Source organism: Marinomonas sp. TI.3.20 (genome assembly GCF_038155025.1).
Lineage (GTDB): Bacteria > Pseudomonadota > Gammaproteobacteria > Pseudomonadales > Marinomonadaceae > Marinomonas > Marinomonas flavescens.
Map to the genome: position 1 here is coordinate 18,279 of NZ_JBAKAS010000021.1, position 19,540 is coordinate 37,818.

The following is a 19,540-nucleotide window of genomic DNA, read 5'->3' on the forward strand; positions in this document are numbered from 1 at the left end:
ACCGTCTTAAAAAAACCCGATGCAGTTTCTGCATCGGGTTTTTTATTACGCCAAATAAAAGACGCAACCCTTCCCACTTTTTTTTTGACACAAAAAAATCGCCCTATAGGCGACTTTTTAAACAACAAACATTCATATCAAAAACATTAAAATGGCACTGGGTATTCTTTGAATACAGTCATGATATCAGCAAGAACCTCATCAGAAAGCGCCAAATCAAAAGCAGACATATCTTCTTTAAGCTGTGCCAAGGACGTTGCACCAATAATAGTTGATGTCACACCATCCACCTGATTACACCAAGCTAATGCCAGCTGAGCAGGTGATAAGTTGTGTTTTTTAGCTACTTCTAAATAACCTAATACCGCTTTTTCAGACAACGCTGTATCTCTAAATAAGCCATTACGTTGCGCATAAGCCCAACGACTCCCTTCAGGACGTGCGCCACCGACATATTTACCCGTTAAAGCGCCTGCGGCCAATGCTGACCAAGGCAGATAAGCAACACCTTCATGCACACAGTTTTCTATCAAATAAGGCCAATCTTTCGCATGTAAAAGACTGAACTCATTTTGGATAGACGCAACACGGGGTAAGTCATATTTATCACTCAAACGAATGTATTCGTTTATCCCCCAAGTTGTATCATCAGATAAACCAAAATGACGAATCTTGCCCGCCTTAACACAAGCATCAACCCCTCGCAGGATATCCAGCATTTGCGCTGAATGCTCATCTCTGTCGATATCACTAAACGTGACTTGCCCAGGAAAATGTTTAGAGAAATGAGGATGAGGGCGATTCGGCCAATGCAACTGATACAAATCAATATAGTCCGTTTGCAAGCGCGCTAGCGAAGCATCAACCGCAGCAATAACCGCAGCACCGGTAATTGGACCGCCATCACGGATATAATCAAGCCCAACACCCGCTATCTTAGTCGCCAAAACAAACTCTTCACGACGGGATGGATTACGGGACAGCCAATTACCTATGATTGTTTCTGTTTTACCATAAGATTCAGGCGTTGGTGGTACAGAATACATTTCAGCGGTATCGATGAAATTAACCCCATTCGCCAAAGCATATTCAATCTGAACATCCGCATCCGCTTGGTTATTTTGAGTTCCCCATGTCATGGTTCCTAAACAAACCCTTGATACATTCAGACCGGTTCGACCAAGTGGTACATACTTCATTATTTATTCCTTTAAGATTCAATACAGCGCAAAAAAAGCACCGCGAAAAATAGTGATTATTAATGTAATAAAAAAAGAACTATCAGGCTAGTTTTATCAATGAAAACAATAAGGATGCATAAAAACAAACATAGCCAAGAGGGATTCAGCTAGCAGAAAGAGGAAGGCAACCCCAACAAGGCATCAGCACTCACACTGCATACCCTGTCAAGAAAGTACCGACAACCTAATTATCAGGCAGTGTGACGTTTACCTCAAGAATGGAACAGTCTTCGATGTTTTCAAGTTGAATTTGAACATCTTCACTGCCCACTTTCACATACTTTCTAATCACATCAATGATTTCTTGCTGCATTTGAGGCAAGTAGTCTGGTTGTTTGCGCTTACTGCGTTCGTGCGCAACAATAATTTGTAAGCGATCCTTTGCAACCGACGCGGAGCTTGGCTCACTTTTGCTCTTAAAATAATCAAAAATCCCCACACTAACCTCCTAACAGTCGTTTAAAAAATCCCTTTTTCTGGACATCCAGAAAACGCAAAGGTCGCTCTTCACCCATCAATCGATCCACCGCATCCATATAGGCTAGTCCTGCGGCTGACTCTGTGTCCAAAATAACTGGCGTACCTTGGTTTGACGCTTTAAGAACCGCTTCAGATTCAGGAATAACACCCAACAATGGGATCGCCAAAATATCTTCAACATCAGACACGCTCAGCATTTCGCCCAAAGCGACACGCTCAGGATGATAACGCGTTAGCAGCAAGTGCTCTTCGATTGGCTCTTTGCCTTCTTCTGCACGGCGCGATTTACTTTGTAAAATCCCCAAAATACGATCCGAGTCACGAACCGAAGACACTTCAGGGTTGGTTACAACAATCGCCGCATCAGCAAAATACAACGCCATTTGTGCGCCTTTCTCAATACCCGCTGGCGAATCACAGATAATATAATCAAAGTCTTTAGCAAGTTCTTCCAAGACACCTTGAACACCCTCTTGTGTGAGAGCATCCTTATCTCTTGTTTGCGAGGCTGGAAGAATAAATAAATCTTTTGTTCTTTTATCTTTAATCAATGCCTGAGTCAGAGTCGCTTCTTTATTAATCACATTAACAAAGTCATAAACAACACGACGCTCACAACCCATAATTAAATCTAGATTACGCAAACCCACATCGAAATCGATAATTACTGTTTTAAATCCTTTTAATGCAATCCCCGTCCCTATTGCTGCACTGGATGTCGTCTTACCAACACCACCCTTGCCTGAGGTGACCACTATGATCTTTGCCAATGCTGTATCCCCCGATGACTTCTTCAAGAAGCCGATCCATAAATATAACTAATAAAATTTAAACGTCTAAAGCGGTATAATTTCTAAACTATCGTCAACCAATAACACTTGTGCCGCTTCTTTCCAAATAATTTTTTGCAACGCATCAGTCAGCATAAAATTACCAGCAATAGAAACCAGTTCTGCTTCCATGCTTTTACAAAAGATTCGAGCTTCTACATCGCCCTTAACACCTGCTAACGCTCGCCCACGAAGTGCACCATAAACGTGTATATTACCGTCTGCTAACACCTCAGCACCGGCACTCACCTGGGTTAAAATAATCAGATCGCCTTCAGCGTATACCTGCTGCCCTGAGCGAATAGGTTTAGTAATTACCTTGGTTGACTGAGGCACTAAGCGCTCTTCAACTACCGTCTTCACTACCACGTCAGGACTTACCGAGGTAGTAACTGGCTCAGGAACATTAATAGATCGCGTTTTACTCGCTGGTAACAATGGAGTTACCACGTCAGCATACCAAGTTGGCTTATCGTCTTGATTACAACGCCAGCCTATAACACAAAGTCCCAAATGATTAAGCGAGTTAACTAATGACTCAAACGAGGCAAGAGGAACATCTTCTTTTATCTTTGATAGATCAACAATAATAGGTGCTTGATTAAAAAAATGCGGCACTTGATCAATTTTCTCTTTTAACTGAGAAAGAATGCTTTCAAGAGAAAGCGTTTGAATTTCAAGTAATACCGTCGTTACTACACTTCCTTTTAACTGGAAGCCTAAGTCTGTCATGCAAACTATCCTTTTGTTGTACCCTAGACCCTCAATTGGTAATGGGCGTACCTTATTACTCTTAATAGAGCCTAAAAACTCATATTCTATCAAGGTTGCTGATTAAAGAAAGGCATGTAACCAAAGTCTTTACATCAAATTTGAACTTTGATTGATACATTCATATAGTGCCCTATAAATCTCACCGTGTACAATAACAACCAGATTAATAACCTCATGATTAATATAATGTTTTACGGTTTATTTACAAGGTTGTTCCCCTATTTCTGGGGAAAACTTTATCCCCTCAGAAATATCCACTTTTTAGCGCTCTAACTTTTCACAGCAAACTCAGGCGAGAGCCTGCTAACACCCAACCCGCCTTGCTTTGTTAATCGAATTTGTACCGGTATACGCTCTTTTAAAGCCTGTATATGACTGATAATACCAATGGTTTTGCCAGAGGATTGTAAATTGTCCAATGCATCTAAAGCGGACTCTAAAGTGTCGTTGTCTAAGGTGCCAAAGCCTTCGTCTAAAAACAGCGAATCAATGCTAGTTTTATGAGATACCAAATCCGATAACGCCAGCGCCAGCGCCAAACTCACCAAGAAAGACTCACCACCAGACAAGGTTTTGGTGTCTCTCGAGGCATTCGCTTGCCAAGTGTCCACAACAGATAATGCCAAGGCTTCATCGGACTTACGCTCTAACTGATAACGTTTATGGAGAATAGACAAATGTTGATTCGACAAATACACCAAATGATCCAAGGTTAAGCCTTGAGCGAAACGACGGAATTTCGCTCCATCTGCAGAACCAATTAAATGATTCAAACGATCCAAATGAATTAAATTGTCCCGTAGCGCTTCTAATTCTTTTACGGAAGACTCTGCTTGCGCACGACGCCGATGCTCTTCTTTAATTTTTTGAGCCACTTCGCCTCGCTTTCGATTTAATATAGCGTGCTCACTTTCAAGCTGCTCAACCTGTGCTAACAAGGCCTCAAGAGAAATATCATCGCTCACATTCAGACCCGCCTCTTGCTTCTCAACATGCTCATCATAGGCGGTTTTCGCTTGCTTCAATAAAGCGGATTGCCGAGTATTGGCGTCTTTCAATTCAACCAAGGTATGCTGCAACTGAGCGACATCAGCATCAGGCAAGCACGCGGCTTTCCACACCTCTTCTATTTGAGAACCTTCTACGTCAAAGCCTTTTTCATTTAAGGTGTTCAACCAAATAGATTGCGCCTTATCGAATTCGTCTTTCAACGCGCTGATCACTTTCTCAGCCTCTTTTTGAGAAGTTGTGGTCGCTGTTAATGCCGTTTGAGCCACCTCTCGTGCTTTTGATAAGGTCTCTAATTCAGCCCGAGCCGATTCCAATGATTGATGCGCTTGCGCCCTAAAGGCCGCTAAGGTTTGATCACCTAATACTTGCTTTAAGCTCTCTTCTATCTCACTCAGAGATACTTGCAGTGCATTAGATTGGCTTCGTGCGGCTTCCACCTCAACCAAGTTTTCTTTGACTCGCTCATCTAACGATGTGATTTCAAACGTTAAACGCTCAATTTGCTGGTGCTGTACATCGTAGTTTTTCTTCGCATCGCGCCAAGCCGTTAAGGACCCTTGCAACGCCTGCAAAGAGTCTGCTAAAGGTTCAACCAAATACATTTTTGGCACACCAGATGAGATCATCGAAGCCATTAAAGACGTTCGCATAGCATCCGTCTCTGCGATCAGATTCTTCTGCTCTGCCACCTTGGTATCAAATCGCTCACGCAGTAAGTGTCCTTCAGATTCTTTCTCTTGCAACTGCAATGACATTGCTTGGAGTTGTGCACTGGCATTATTGACTTCAACGTCCAACGCAAGGCGTTGCTGATGCTTTTCCACCAGCTGGACATTCAACTCACTTACCTCACGCCATTCCTCATGAGCTTGCTTAACCGCCGAGTTCATTTGCACAAGATCAAAATCGCTTAATGGCGTCATTTCAATAAGAAGATTTAATAACGCCAAAAGTTGCGACTCAGATTCCGCCAGCTCTTGCGCCAAAGAATCTCGCTGCGCTTGGCGGTTTTTCAATTCGTTCTCTACAATACCTTGCTCTGACTTTAACTCTTGACCGATTCGCACCAAGCTTTCTAACTCAGATTTTAATTGCTCCAATCGGGCTTGATTGTCAAAATTTACGTCTTGGTGCAAAGCATGTTCAAGGTCATGGTGACCCGAGCCGCACAAAGGGCAATGATCATCGTCACCCAATGCTTCTCTCATCTCATTCAAGGCCACAATATGACGCTCTGCTTCTACTAAGCTTGCCAAATCTTTGTAATGTGCTTTTTTCTCAGGATAAGCCTGACGAGCCAAGGCTATTTCATTTTCTTTAGTTTCAAACTTATCTTTCAGTGAGATAATCGAAGCGTCAAGCGGTGCTAATTGCGCCAGTTTATTACTATAACTTTCGTAACGACTCACAAGATCCGTAGATTTTTGCTGTTTATTTTCCAGCCTTCGGACATGCGCTTGCCAATCATCCCATTCGCGACCAGATGAGAGCGTCAGACAGTCCGCTGCAATGGACCTCGCCTGTTCGATAACGAGATCAAGATGATTTTTCTGTTGTGAAACCTGATTTTTATGGTTTTTAAAATCTGCCAATGCACTGTCTAACTGCGCCTGCGCTGTCGTTATTTCAGGCGCCAAATTCATTAATCTTTGAGTTTGGTTTTGACATGTATTGTTCTGATGCAGCCAATTCGATACTTGCGCTTCAATAGATTCAGGAGCTTGCCATTCCGCTAAGCTTTGCTTGCTTGCCTCATACGCTTGTTGATTTTGCACCAAGCTTGATGACTGAGAATCACGCTCTTGAAGTATCGCCTGATGCTTCTGCTCCGCCTTAATCTGTCGCTCTTTTACCGTGTTTAGCTGCTCGCTTACATTATCTCGACGAGACAGTAACGGCTGAATCGTCGTTGTTATCTCATTATTGAGCGCTTCCCAAGCGAGTGATTGCGCATCAAATAATTGCTTGGCATCACCAACCTTTTGCTCCAACACGTTAAATTGCGTGTCTTGCTCTGTTTGTCGTGCCGATATTTCATGCCACTCGGCTTGCGCATTTTTCTCACGACCTTGTATGTCTGTTAAAGCATGATATTGGGGCTTTAAACGATTCGCCTCTTCCGCTTTTTCCAAAAGACTTTGTTGAGGTTTGAAAGCCTCTAACGCCAATAGTGCAGCCGTATTCTGTTGCTGACTTAATGCCAGACGTGATGCCAACGCTGTTTCTGTTTGTCGCCAAAGTAAGGTTTTTTTCTGCTGTTTCAAGATTTGGATCAACTGAGATTCTTGACCATCAAACTCTTTTTCTTGATCAACAAAAGCGTTCAATTCATCGTCTGATAAAAGCTGACGTTGTGCGTTTACCGCTTCTAATTGAATGATTTTCTGGCGTTCCGCTTTGTGCTTCTCAAATACCCACTGAGATACTTGCCCGTATATTTCAGTACCGGTTAACTCCTCGAGCAACTCCGCTCGATCATTTGCAGAGGCATTCAAAAATGCAGAAAAACCACCTTGAGCCAACAACATAGACTTAGTAAAACGCCCGAAGTCCAACCCTGTTAACTCAGCGATTTTAGTGATCTTCTCATTGATTTTAGTGGTTATAATAGTGCCATCGCGCTCACTTAATTCGCAATGTATTGGTTGAAGCTTGCCATCACTCACACCGCGCGCTCGTCGCTGGCTCCAAAACGCACGATAGCCTTTACCTTTTATTTCAAACTCAACTTCTGCCATACAATCTGAGGTATGACGTGTCATTAATTCATTCTGCGTCGGAGAGACTTTTAAACGAGGTGTTTCGTGATACAAAGCCAAACAGATGGCATCCAGCAAGGTTGATTTACCCGCCCCCGTCGGACCGACAATGGCAAACACGCCCGCATCATCAAATGGCGCCTTGGTAAAATCGATTTCCCACTCGCCTTTGAGCGAGTTCAAGTTTTTAAGTCGAAGCTTACAAATTTTCATGACGGTTCTCCTTCGCCATTACGCTGATAGGCTTCCATGTCTTCCAAACAATGGTTAAATAAATCGGTCAAAATCTTAGCTTCTTCTGTTTCTATCTCATCATTCGACTGTAAGTTTTTTTCAAACACATCACTCACCGTCAATTCAGACAAGGTTTTGCGACTTTCAAATATCTCATTCTTTTTCTCAACGGCGCTTTTGCGCATCACACGAAGCAATTCAATGGGTAAATCCTTGATGGCATCTAGCAAACGCTTATGAATATCGCTTAAATATTCGTCCGCAATGACAGTCACTTCTAACCAAAGCGTTTTATCCGACAGAGGTAATTCAGATATTTTTGTTAACAACGCTTTCAAATTACCTTTTAAACTCAACATCGGCTGGAAGCTTGGTACTTTACGCAATTCGATTGCTTCAGCCTTTGTATCAAATAGATCGAGCTCAGGTCTTTGTTCTACTGATTCATTTTCCAATAATAAAAGAGTATCAATCACCACAACCGTTTTATCTCGACCGAGCTCATCAAAGCTCAGCGGAATGGGAGAACCACTATAGCGAAACTTACCATCTTTACTGATCGCTTGAGCACGATGAATATGCCCTAAAGCTAAATAATCAAAGCGAGGAAATACAGACGTAGGCAAGGCTTCTAGAGTGCCGACATACAAATCACGAACCGACTCGCTAACCTGTCCGCCCATGGCGGTTAAATGCCCAGTACCAATAATCGGTACCGGTGACGTTAACGCTGCGTTTTTCGCTTTTGCCAACTCATACACCGACTGGTAGAAATTGCCAATCTGCGTCATTAACGCGAGCTTCTTATCTTGTTCAGATTGCCCTTGCGCACTTTGCATCACATCTCTAGGCCGTAAATACGGCACCGCGCACACCCAAGCGCAGACTTCTTGTTTTGCGCTCAGCAAAGGAATGACATGAGATTCAAGATCATCAAGCTGCGCTTGCGCCAACACATGCGTGCCTAAATATGACAACAAACTTTTAGACTCGTTAAGCATGCTCACTGAGTCGTGATTCCCACCCACAATCACCAACTGACAATCTAGTGCTTTCAAATCTAACACCAATTGGTGGTACATCTCTCGAGCGTAACTGGGTGGCGCACCCGTATCAAAAATATCGCCAGCAATGATGACAGCCCCAATCGATTCTTGTTTAATCAAAACCAACAACCAAGCAATAAAAGCCGCATGTTCGTCACGACGAGACTTGCCCATAAAATGTTGGCCAAGGTGCCAATCGGACGTATGTAGAATTTTCATGTACAACCTATTTCAATAAATCCCAAATAAACCTAATTGCAAACAGTCAAAAAACGCGTCCTTTCTAGACTAACGTATCTAGACTAGCGCACAAAATGCAACTGATTAACACGTATTCTCAAAGGGCGAAGTACTCGACTCCAGCTCTGCTCTGATATATTTTGACCATGATAGATAACATGCAACGGCGCGCCCTCGACCTCTGCCTGAGTACGCTCAAAAAATGCACCCAAGCTAGGATCTTGTAAAGAAATCTCTGCGGTTTGATGGCGTACAAAATGATATTGACCAAGAAAGTGAGCAGAAAAATCCAACAACGCCGCCTGCCAATATGGCTCGAACACCTGATTTTCAAACGTCGAAACCACCACCAGCGCCGTATCGTCAAGACCTAACTCATACAACAAACGCCCTTTTCGCACCCCTAAGGCGCTGCTCACTTGAAGAGAATCTTCCGTACGTAACGCCAGCACAAACGACCAAGCATCCGCAGACAACAAGGCTTTTTGAAGCACAACAGTCAAAGGCTCAGCCGCCACATTCACCGCCATACACTCAATAAACGCCTCGCCCCCCGCTACTGAGACACCCACATTAACTCGATCACCAAAAGAATCATCACCAGGGCCCAACAAAGTTAACGCCACCGCCTCATCGCTTAATGTTTCAGTATGAAGCAGAGAAAAAGTAGAAAAAACAAAAGGTAACTGAACCGACAGCGATAAATCCGCAACAACGGATGTTTGGCACGATAGAATTGAATGCCCATGATCACTATCGTACAAACGACATGCACCACAAACACCAGCACGACAGCCGTAGCGAACATCCGCTCCATGGGAAAGCAGCGACGTCAGCAAATTATCGCCTTCATCAACCTCAATTACCCTTCCATCCAAACAAATAGACAGTGTTCGCGAGCCCATACTTCAACCTAACTCAATAATAATTAACCCATTATGCCATAGACTAGAAAACACAAAGCAAAATAGCACTATAAAGACACCCACTTTACTTTCAGCACTATCGGGACACTCACTCAAAGTCTTCTAACAGCCTACTAACAAGACACCCACTTTAACTTATCAAGACAGCCATCAATACACGGCTATACTCTCATTACCAAAGGCTAAAATGGTATTGTCATTGAGGGTTAGAACGAGGTCAACTCGCGACGCTTGACCAATCAGGAAGTAAAAAAGAGGAAAACAAAAAACCGATACGAGCAAATACCACCAGCGTGATTGCCAGTAATAAAAAGTGTCTCTTATTGTTGAGATCTAGGTTTTAAGCAAGAAGCTTTGTGCCACACTGCCTAGGCTTTCGCAGCCTTCGGTTCGATTCACAGTAATACGCAATAGAAAGCTCACTCCCTACAATACTCGCTGTCTTTTCGCCAAATTGAGTAGCGATACAAAGCCAGTTATCAGAAGATATATTGAGCCGCTGTAGGATAGGCAAAAGTGATGCGTCAATGACACCTTTTTTGTCTTCTCGGATTATTCGTCCTGTCATATCGACCAACTCTAAATAGTCTTGCAGTAGAAATGGCAGACCTGCAGGCATCTTTTTTCTTGGATTTCCGACAAAAGGAAATAAAGCTTTTGGCTGTTGGTTTTCTTGGGCTGCTTGAACACGTTTTTTAACGCTTGTGAAATCAGAACGCTCGGGGCTATCACTTATACCCGATCGCACAGGATTTAAGTCCACATACGCCATACAAGCAATCAACGCCGCGTCATCCAATAAAGCTTGAGATTTAAACCGTCCTTCCCAAAACCTTCCTGTGCAAGCGTCTTCAAGATTTGCTTGCCGTGCAATGGGTTCGTTAAGCTCCCTCATAAACCAACTAATGTCCATAAGTCGATCCCGAAAGGTATCAACAGACGCCTCAACCAAACTCAAAGCAAAGTCTCGTTGCGACTCGCCTCTCACGTATTGTTGAGTGAAAATCGTACCCTTATGGAGTTTGTGCCAACGCTGCAAAACCTCCAGTCTTGTCCAATTTTTGACTTTGTCTTGGTTGATATGCAACACCACATGAAGGTGATTACTCATCACCGCATAAGAACAAACATCAATAGCAAATACGCTCGCTAAGAACAATAATCGCCTCTCAATCCAACCGCGCCTATGCTCATAACTGTTACCTGTTAATGCGTCTTCACCACATAGAAATGCCCTACGGACACATCTCGAAATGCAATGATAATAAGGCGTATCATCAACGCTGATTTGATCACTTCTTGACCTAGGCATTTTAACAACCTCACACTCTAATTTGACTGTACATTTATACAGTATAGATGTGATTTCCCTATGATCAAGCTGACGACTTAAAATCGTAATGACTGTTGTGTATTAAGGTGGGTGGCACGTAGATTCCGTAGATTTTGAAATGGAAGCAATAAAAATAGCGAGCCAGCGCAACCCTCCCATCAAAGCTAATGGGAGGGGAATTAACGCTAAAGATACGATGCTTATGCTTTGGGTGTAGACGCCAATAAGGCAACCAGTAAGCGCCAAAAGTCGCCGACGCTGTCTATTTCCATTCTTTCAGTTGGTGAATGCGCTCCGCGAATGTTTGGTCCGAAGGAGACCATTTCCATACCTGGGTATTTCGCGCCGATTATGCCGCATTCAAGGCCTGCATGGATGACTTTGACGTTCGCTTCTTGCCCCGTGACTTCTTTATGTACGGTTAAGAAGTGCTTTAATAAGCCAGCATTTGGATCAGGGCGCCAGCCTGGGTAACCATTTTCCAAAACTACGTTTGCGTCTATCAAGCTGAACGCGGATTTCGCGGTGTTTGATAAGTGATCCACAGCGGAGTTCACTAGAGAGCGAACTAATAAACAAGCATCAAAAGATTTGCCACCTTCTGGGTTGTTTTTTAGGTTGATCACGCCAAGGTTGCAAGAGGTTTCTGTCACCCCTTCTAGCTCCGTGCTCATACGATTAACGCCATGTGGCGCACAGCTAAGAGCGTTGATTAATGCGGTGTGTTGTTCTGCTGATAACTGAGTATCGACACTGGCATCACTCACTAGTACCTCTAGGTTTGCTTCAATGCTGCCATATTCCGCTTGGGTGTCCTGTTTAAATTGTTCGATGCATTGCTCGATGGCCGCTTTGTCTTTTGGGTCATAATTAAACGTAGCGCTCGCATCGCGAGAAATAGCGTTGCGTAACGTACCACCACTAAAAGCACTCAAACCAACAGGATAGGACAATTTGAGTCCGTTAAGAAAACGAACGAGTAATACATTGGCGTTGGCACGGCCTTTGTGAATATCCAAACCAGAGTGACCGCCACGTAAACCTGTGATGGTCACAGTGAACGCTTGAGCACCCTGCTCTGCTGGCAATACCTCATAATGTTTATCTACATTAATGTCCATTCCACCGGCACAACCGATGTACACATCGCCTCGGTCTTCGGAGTCTAGATTCAATAAGATTTTACCCTTAAGAATGCCTTCTTCGAGTTGTAAAGCTCCGCGTAGGCTGGTTTCTTCCTCGATGGTAAACAATGCTTCGATTGGTCCGTGTTGTAAATCGGTCGATTCCAACACAGCCAAAGCCGCGGCGACACCAATACCATTGTCTGCACCAAGAGTCGTACCAGTTGCATGCACCCAGCCATCGATAACACGAGTGATGATAGGGTCTGTCTCGAAATCATGATCCACGCCAGCGTCTTTTTGCGCCACCATGTCCAAGTGCCCCTGCAACACGACAGTTTCCGCTTTTTCCATTCCTTTGGATGCGGCCTTACGGATAACCAGATTTCCTACTGGGTCAACATAGGTGGTTAGCCCAAGGTCATGCGCCCAAGCGATAAGGTGATCACGTAATGCGGCTTCGTGGTAAGACGGTCTAGGAATATTACAAAGGGTTTGGAAATGTTTCCAAATGGCGTGCGGTTCAAGTGTCGTTAAAATCTGATTCATGTCTATCTCTTTGTTATTAGGCAAATATGCATAACAGCATTATTACAAACAGAGAATATGAAGCAATTGAAATTAAGACTAAGGGCTATGCACAAAACGTATGTTCATCTAAAAAAATGATGCAGAATTGGCCTTTGAAGACCATCAACTAAGTCATTTTTTAATAAAGCTAGTGCATGAATTTGACGCTACGGAACGGAATCTGATTCGCTACTTTCATGCGAACGCACAATCGCTGCTTTGACTAGATCCACACACATTAAGTTGATCATGTGCCCTTTGTCTGGAACCCATTGTATTGTCAAAGCGCTTTGTTGAAATAATGAACCGGCAAAATGTACATTTTTTGGATCGGTCAGTCTATCGTTTGTCCCTTGCATAATGCTGATTGGCTGTTGCACTTGAGCCATCATTTCTTGCTGATTGGCTAAGCTCTTCGCTAAATCCAGTATTTCTAAGTTAGAGTGATACCAATGTTTTGCTACTAAAATGCGAGGCACACACGCCAGTAAACTGTTATACCAACGGTGTTGAGCTAACACAGGGTTCACATCACCCGCCAGAATAACCACGCTGCGAACATAATCAGGGTAAGTGGCAGCCAATACTGGCACGAGTGATCCCCCTAATGAATGTCCTACCAAGATAATTTTTTGCTGTTTATTTTGCTGGTAAATCGCTTCAATTGAAGGGCCAAGCACTCGGGCTTGTTCGGCTAATTCGCTAGGAAATGCTTTACCTGGAAACGTAGATAATCCCCAACCAGGCCGATCTATAGATATAAGCCGAAACGCTTCCGACAAAGATGGCTGCAAAAAATAAGGCGCAAAAGATTCCCAGCTACCAGGACTACCATGCACAAAGAGCACAGTAGGCCTTGCCATGACTCTATTATCACTACTGACGTAATGCACTTCACTACGGCCTTGCGAGCATTGACTTTTAATAACATGGTCGTGAATTAATCCAGGTGTGGCACGTACTTGCTGCACTAATTTAGCGTTGTTCTCCGCTTCTTGGGGTAACTCGGTGCCTGTAATTACCTTAGCAAGTATTTTCTTAAGATAGCGCATTACTCAATGTTTCCCGATAAGTAACTCTGGGCTTCTTCTTTACCCATGTATTTAGACAAGGTTTGCACTGGAACGGCTTTTAAGTCCACAACAATCAAACCATCTAAGCAATCTTGAAACGTAGGGTCTACATTGAAACAAACAAGCTTGCCGTTCATTTTTAAATACTGACGCAGCAACACAGGTAAACCTTTACCTTCTTCCATACGAGAGAGAACTTTTGATAACAGTTGAACACTTGCTAAAGCAGACAACATGCCTGTTTGCCAAAATGGGCTATGGCTGCGAGAGAATGGTGTGGAAGGTGACACTAAACTCGCTTTCTGCTCATCGTAGTAATGAATAGACAAGGTCTCAGCCATTAATTGGCGAGCAATCAGGCTGTATTCACTGCTGATGCTAACAGGGCCAAATAAATGCGTATAATTAGGGTGGCGATAAACAAAAGTCGCGATGCCTTTCCATAGCATCAGCAATGCATTAAGGCTTTTTTGATAAGGCGCCGCAACAACCGATCTCCCTACTTCAATGCTGTAATCTAATGTATCGATAAACGCTTGGTCATAATGAAACAAACTACGAGAATACAAGCCATCGAGTCCATGCTGTTCAATCAGTTTGTCGACCATCCCTAAACGATAAGCGCCAACCAATTGCTTATCTTTTTTGTGCCAAACAAACAATTGTTGATAGTACAAATCATAATCGTCTAGGTCACACGCTAAACCACTGCCTTCGCCGACCATTCTGAAACTTTCTTCGCGCACACGTCCAATTTCTTGCATTAAATACGGAATAGATTGTGAGGGTGCGCAATATACTGAGAAATCACCCTGATCTAACAGGTGGAAGGATTCAGGTAAATTTGTAATCTCTTCATGCAATGTATCAGCATCAACGGCGTCGATAATAGGCAACCCCGAAATACTCTCAATAGATTGATCCGCTATTGTGTTTTTCGGAGTTTCCTTCGGGCTCATCAAATAGGTATTGAGACGAAAATAATTAACCATGTCCTTATCATTAGAAAAATCACTGACTTCAGAAAATGGGATCGCAGAGCCAATAGAAATGGAGATATTTGTGGCTTTTTTATTCAGCAGTTCACGCCCTAGTAAAGCGCTTCTTAATAGCGGATGAACGTTTCCTGCTCGGTAAAACCAAGGGCTATTACGACCATTAATAAAGATAGGTACTGTGGTCGCTTTGCTCCGTTTTACGAATTTAGCCACCGAGTTACGCCATTCAATGTCCGTTAAACTGTTCGATCCTTTAGGATAAGTAGAGACTTCTCCCGCAGGAAACACAATCAATAAACCGCCATTCGTTAAATGTCTATTAGCCTCAAGGATCGCAGCCGCATTGGTTGCTTTACTACTTTTTCCGCCAAATACATCTACGCCGATAAACAATTCATTAATTTCAGGCAGACGTTTTAATAATTGATTGGCAAGTACCTTCACATCGGATCGAACAGATCCTATCAAGTCCGCTAATATTACACCTTCAATCGCCCCTAATGGATGATTAGCAACGATAACAACAGGACCTTGTTCTGGAATATTACTGGTACTACCTAATGACACCTCATACTCGATATCAAGACCATCTAGGGTGTAACGCATGAAATCAAAACTCGACAAATTACCCGGTCGTTTTTGATACAAATTATCGAGTTTATCCAAACCCGTTAACCATTCGACAAATGACTCACCAAGACCAAACGGCGTTACGCGAGGCAAACGAAAGGGACTGTTTAGCATAAAGGCTCGCCTCTAGCATTCGACGCTTGACAGGCTGCAGCGCGTTTTTCTAACACATGGCGTGTTACCACGAAGCAAGCCGCTAACCAGACCAAACAAGCCATGCCAAACAAGACACCACTATCATTTCCTACAATTTCACCAGCTGCATTAAATTCTGGCATGAGAACACCTAACGGAGTAAATAGATGGAAAAAAATGGCCCCAGTCATCACTCCAACACTGAGTAATGCACCGTAAAATTGAAAGCGAGTAAACAGCAATACAGTAGCAATTAACTCTGAACCTCCAACAAGATAAGCACCATAATCCCTAAACCAATGTAAACCGGACCAGCTACTTAAAACGCCAAAAATATACTGAGTTTCATAAGAGCCTAAAAATTTAAACACTAAAGACTGCAAAAAAATAAAAGCGATAAAAACAATGGGAAGATAACGAATGATTTTTTTCATAATAGCGCTCCTTTCTATTCAGAAATAAGTTTAGGCCAAACCTTGTCTGCTTTTTCAATAAAGCCTGATGGATCTTTGTCCCATTTTGCTTTGATGTCAGCATCATAATTTAAATACAGTTTGCCATTCACAATAGCCCACTGCTCAGGATCCGCGGAGGCAAAGCTACTCTGAGCGCCAATGGCCCAAGCACAGTAACCACCATATTGTGGTGCGTATTTTTCTGGATTGAGTTTAAACAGAGCCAAATGTTCTTCGTTAGCAAAATACCAATCTGCTCCTTTGTACTTAGTAACAAATTTTTTGTCGCCAACCACCGGTTTATTATCAGTAAAGTAAGCAACTGTATCGTACCCACTTAATGCTTTGTTATTAAAATAGCCTGTATAAACAAGATCTTGGGCATAGCTAAACGAACTTATTAACAACAATAATGACAAGAAATATTTTTTCATTTCACTCTCCTAACAAGCCAGTAAATCTGGCGTGGCATTCGCTAATAATGGTATGCGGTTTGACACTACCGCCTCTTGCGTTAAATTTTCACATGGTGAACCAGCAACATAAGACATACTTTGACTTCGAGCAGTGACTTGCACATGAGTAAAACTCACGGTGTGTGCGTCCTCTCTGTGCATGCAAAACGATTTATGCAAATGATCTGGATGATGGCTTGCATGCAAGGTCAGAAGGTTTTGAAAGCATTCACCGCTCTCTATGCAATCTTGATAGGCGTCATTTCGTGCACGCTTAACTTTGTCCAAATCCATGCCTGATGAAAAACGAGGGGACCATTCAGGAAACGTATTGCAGCACATTCCATCCCACTCAAAAGCCATCACCTTACCTTGTTGATTATTTAATTCAGCATCAAAAACCAACAGTGTAAAAGGTGCATAACGAGCCAGATTTAAAGTACTGAATTCGTATTCCAACGCAGCCAAGTTTTGTGATTTAGATAAAAGCTTTACCAATTGACCACGACTAATTAATACGCCACTTGGTGCTTGGCCTTGATAATTATTCAATAAACACAGTGTTAAACCGTATTCGTTGACACTAATCCAACTGCCCTTAGCCACTGGATCAATGGGCATTAAAACAGCCACATCCTGCAACACTATATGCTTCGGAGGTAAGGCCAAAGCTCGCGTCTTTTGTTCATCGCGATTGAAGAAAACCTGATAGCCATCATTGTCTAATAACCAGGACACTGAACACATAACTTATTGATCCCGTAAATAGGAGACGGTAGACGGTGCATACCCAAACTGATCACTTACACGCCCATTAAGAAGACTCACAATGACATTGGCCATGGCAAAATGATGAGTCGCGTGCAACGCGGCAAAAGTAAGCTCACGACCAACGGTTGACCCCATTTCACCATGTTGTGTTTTACTCAAACAGACCTCTGTAATGACTCGTGTTTGCATTGTTAACACGTCATTCTCAAGTAACTGTAACCAGCTTATTAATTGATTTATTGCTGTCAATGCGGCCACTTTAGATGTTTCTATTCCATGACCACGACGACGCAAGTTGTAATCGATGCATTGTTGGTTTTTATAAACAGCCTCAAAAACATCCAGCAAATGACGAAAATGCCCGCCGATTGAACTCGCGACATGTGGCGCGGCCACATAACAATATTGTTCATCGTCAATAGACGTCAAAAACTGACGACCTTGCTGCAACGTCTCTAAGCAACCCAGTATGATGTCATTAGCACAATACTCTTTCGAACCTTGCGCCATTGTTGAACTCAGCGGCATAAACACGCCCTCCAATAAAATAATAATGAATCTGTTAGTCTGTCATTGGATAGTGCTTCATAAGCTCTTTTTCTTCTTTCCATGCGCCAATTAATGTCTTAATTGATGCTGGGCGATGACCGAGTTTTTTCTGTTGCGCGCCGATTTCAAACAACATGCGGTATTGTGACAATAACGTTTTATAGATTTCTTTTAGTGGGGTATTTCGGTCCCATATATGAGCCGCCTCACTACTGGCACCATTCAACTCTAAGATAGTGAAGTTCTCGCCTTCCATGAAACTATGTATGTCACGAAATTTAACGTCCAGACGACCATAATAGTAACCATCTACATCTGCGAGAATTTCGTCCATTTTGCGGGTCAATTGTTCCGTAATGTACTTATTACCATCACGAAAAATTGAACCTCGACTATGGCTACCAGCAAACGCGAGCTGAAACTCTTCGCCTTCAGGTAATACCCAATCTAGCTTATCTTCATGACGTGGAAAATACAGATGACTCAGTTTTCCTGCTCTCGGACTTTGCTCAATCAATTCTTTAAGTGTGCATACCCCATCACCCACAACAGATGGAGTGTATTTGAGCGTAATGGAAATAATTTTGCCTTTTGATTCATTCGGATAACGAACGTAGAACACACCCGCTTCAGCCTCGTAAGGGGCTTTTTCTTGTAATAAGTAACGCGCTCCTAATGGATAAGAATCAATGTAACTTTTAAGCTGCTGCTCATTTTTAACTAATTTGACCCCCACACCACGACAGCCTAAATCCGGCTTTGCCACTATAGGGAAGGTTAAGTTTGCTTTTTCAAGCTCTTGCTTTGCATGAGTATCTTGGTCATCCAAAGAGTCTCGTGTTTTGATCAATGAAATAAACGGTGAGATCCAAGGCTTAGCAACAGGACCTGCCAATACTAAAATATCGTGTTTAGACTCCCCTACCATGCCACTCAAGAAAATGGTTGGATTCGCTACTAACGGCAAACGAATATCGCCATAACGAACAGCCAGCAATAGGCTCTGTAAAACAACAGGCGTATAAAAAACCCAGCTAGGCATAAACTCATAAGACGACACGGATACACCAGTGTCCTCCTCTAAATACGGCATACCTGCGTTAATTTTACCTGCCTCTATATAGGGCGTGCTTAATTTTGAATTCATGACAACCTTCTTGAAATAGAATGACGAATAATACGATTTGCGGCAAATAACACAGCGCCGGCAATTAAGATGAGCATCCATTGATATTGAGCAGCCTGAACCCAAGCGCTGCTGCCTAATCGATAGACAAAAGTAAATACGAGAGCAACCCAGATCGTAGTGGATAACATTACCGCACTAAGAAAAAGGCTAAAGGGAACAGATAAAAAGCCGCTTAAGGTAAATCCAGCAGTTCGTAATCCTGGAATAAAGCGGGCAATACAAAGATTGATAAATACGCCATTTTGAAAACGAGCACGGATGAAATTGAAGTATTTATTGGTGTAAACGCGATAACGCAACCAGCGGGATTTTTTAGCATAAACTCCTAAAAAATATAGGCCAGCGTCACCTGTAATAATGCCGAACATGATGGCAACTAAGGAAAGACTAGGTGATAGAACGTCTTGTGCGGCAAGCGAAGCAGCGGTCACAATTGCAACGTCTTCTAATAGATAAGACAATAATACAATCCCCACCATGACTAGCCATACTGGATAATGTCCTGAACTAATTAACTGCTGTAATTCAATTATCAAAAAAAGCCTCGCTGGCAATAACCCGTATTATTCAATGGAATAAACACGCTTAAGTAGTAGTTTAAGGTTAGTCGTTATTGACGTGATATTTCTTACAAAAAAAATTTTTTTTATTAAAAACAGTCAAAATACTGTTTTATAAGGTGGAGTTATCTTAGAAAACTAAAAAAGGCACACTTAA

At 42.7% G+C, this 19,540-nt stretch carries 17 protein-coding genes; all 17 read right to left on the bottom strand.

Translation table 11 applies throughout. From position 1 onward, the window contains the following. Positions 1-146: 146 nt before the first annotated feature. Positions 147-1,199, bottom strand: coding sequence for an aldo/keto reductase (locus V6259_RS17015; RefSeq protein ID WP_341585540.1), 1,053 nt, complete (start codon positions 1,197-1,199; stop codon positions 147-149). A 226-nt stretch (positions 1,200-1,425) separates the two neighbouring features. Next, positions 1,426-1,680, bottom strand: coding sequence for a cell division topological specificity factor MinE (minE, locus tag V6259_RS17020; RefSeq protein ID WP_133012238.1), 255 nt, complete (start codon positions 1,678-1,680; stop codon positions 1,426-1,428). A 1-nt stretch (position 1,681) separates the two neighbouring features. After that, the gene (gene minD, locus V6259_RS17025; RefSeq protein ID WP_133012237.1) at positions 1,682-2,491 is read right to left on the bottom strand and encodes a septum site-determining protein MinD; all 810 of its coding nucleotides are present in this window, start codon (positions 2,489-2,491) and stop codon (positions 1,682-1,684) included. Positions 2,492-2,557: 66 nt separating this feature from the next. Next, positions 2,558-3,283 carry a septum site-determining protein MinC gene (minC, locus tag V6259_RS17030; RefSeq protein WP_133012236.1) on the bottom strand — a complete coding sequence of 242 codons (726 nt, stop codon included), beginning with the start codon at positions 3,281-3,283 and terminating at the stop codon, positions 2,558-2,560. Between the two features lie 311 nt (positions 3,284-3,594). Further along, positions 3,595-7,308 carry an AAA family ATPase gene (locus tag V6259_RS17035; protein ID WP_341585541.1) on the bottom strand — a complete coding sequence of 1,238 codons (3,714 nt, stop codon included), beginning with the start codon at positions 7,306-7,308 and terminating at the stop codon, positions 3,595-3,597. Next, entirely contained in the window at positions 7,305-8,594 is a 1,290-nt protein-coding gene (gene sbcD / locus V6259_RS17040; protein ID WP_341585542.1) for an exonuclease subunit SbcD, read from the bottom strand. Before sbcD ends, V6259_RS17035 begins: the two co-directional genes overlap by 4 nt. A gap of 83 nt (positions 8,595-8,677) precedes the next feature. Then, complete coding sequence (locus V6259_RS17045; RefSeq protein WP_341585543.1) at positions 8,678-9,520, bottom strand: 2Fe-2S iron-sulfur cluster-binding protein; 843 nt, start codon at positions 9,518-9,520, stop codon at positions 8,678-8,680. A 361-nt stretch (positions 9,521-9,881) separates the two neighbouring features. Beyond that, positions 9,882-10,853 carry a transposase gene (locus V6259_RS17050; RefSeq protein WP_341585544.1) on the bottom strand — a complete coding sequence of 324 codons (972 nt, stop codon included), beginning with the start codon at positions 10,851-10,853 and terminating at the stop codon, positions 9,882-9,884. 221 nt (positions 10,854-11,074) lie between these two features. After that, entirely contained in the window at positions 11,075-12,547 is a 1,473-nt protein-coding gene (locus V6259_RS17055; RefSeq protein ID WP_341585545.1) for an aminoacyl-histidine dipeptidase, read from the bottom strand. Between the two features lie 188 nt (positions 12,548-12,735). Beyond that, positions 12,736-13,620, bottom strand: a complete 885-nt coding sequence (locus tag V6259_RS17060) for an alpha/beta fold hydrolase (RefSeq protein ID WP_341585546.1) — start codon at positions 13,618-13,620, stop codon at positions 12,736-12,738. Next, entirely contained in the window at positions 13,620-15,383 is a 1,764-nt protein-coding gene (locus V6259_RS17065) for a lysophospholipid acyltransferase family protein (protein WP_341585547.1), read from the bottom strand. Before V6259_RS17065 ends, V6259_RS17060 begins: the two co-directional genes overlap by 1 nt. Further along, positions 15,377-15,838: a hypothetical protein gene (locus tag V6259_RS17070; RefSeq protein ID WP_207923244.1), complete on the bottom strand. Its 462-nt coding sequence runs from the start codon at positions 15,836-15,838 to the stop codon at positions 15,377-15,379. Before V6259_RS17070 ends, V6259_RS17065 begins: the two co-directional genes overlap by 7 nt. Before the next feature lie 14 nt (positions 15,839-15,852). Further along, positions 15,853-16,293 (bottom strand): YHS domain-containing (seleno)protein, encoded by a 441-nt coding sequence (locus tag V6259_RS17075; protein WP_341585548.1) that lies wholly within the window; start codon positions 16,291-16,293, stop codon positions 15,853-15,855. A 9-nt stretch (positions 16,294-16,302) separates the two neighbouring features. Next, on the bottom strand, positions 16,303-17,061 hold the full coding sequence (locus tag V6259_RS17080; RefSeq protein ID WP_341585549.1) for an NRDE family protein: 759 nt from the start codon (positions 17,059-17,061) through the stop codon (positions 16,303-16,305). A gap of 3 nt (positions 17,062-17,064) precedes the next feature. Continuing rightward, on the bottom strand, positions 17,065-17,613 hold the full coding sequence (locus tag V6259_RS17085) for a hypothetical protein (protein ID WP_133012226.1): 549 nt from the start codon (positions 17,611-17,613) through the stop codon (positions 17,065-17,067). A 34-nt stretch (positions 17,614-17,647) separates the two neighbouring features. Next, positions 17,648-18,781: a D-alanine--D-alanine ligase gene (locus V6259_RS17090; protein ID WP_341585550.1), complete on the bottom strand. Its 1,134-nt coding sequence runs from the start codon at positions 18,779-18,781 to the stop codon at positions 17,648-17,650. Then, positions 18,778-19,359 (bottom strand): DedA family protein, encoded by a 582-nt coding sequence (locus V6259_RS17095; RefSeq protein ID WP_341585551.1) that lies wholly within the window; start codon positions 19,357-19,359, stop codon positions 18,778-18,780. Before V6259_RS17095 ends, V6259_RS17090 begins: the two co-directional genes overlap by 4 nt. Positions 19,360-19,540 lie beyond the last annotated feature (181 nt).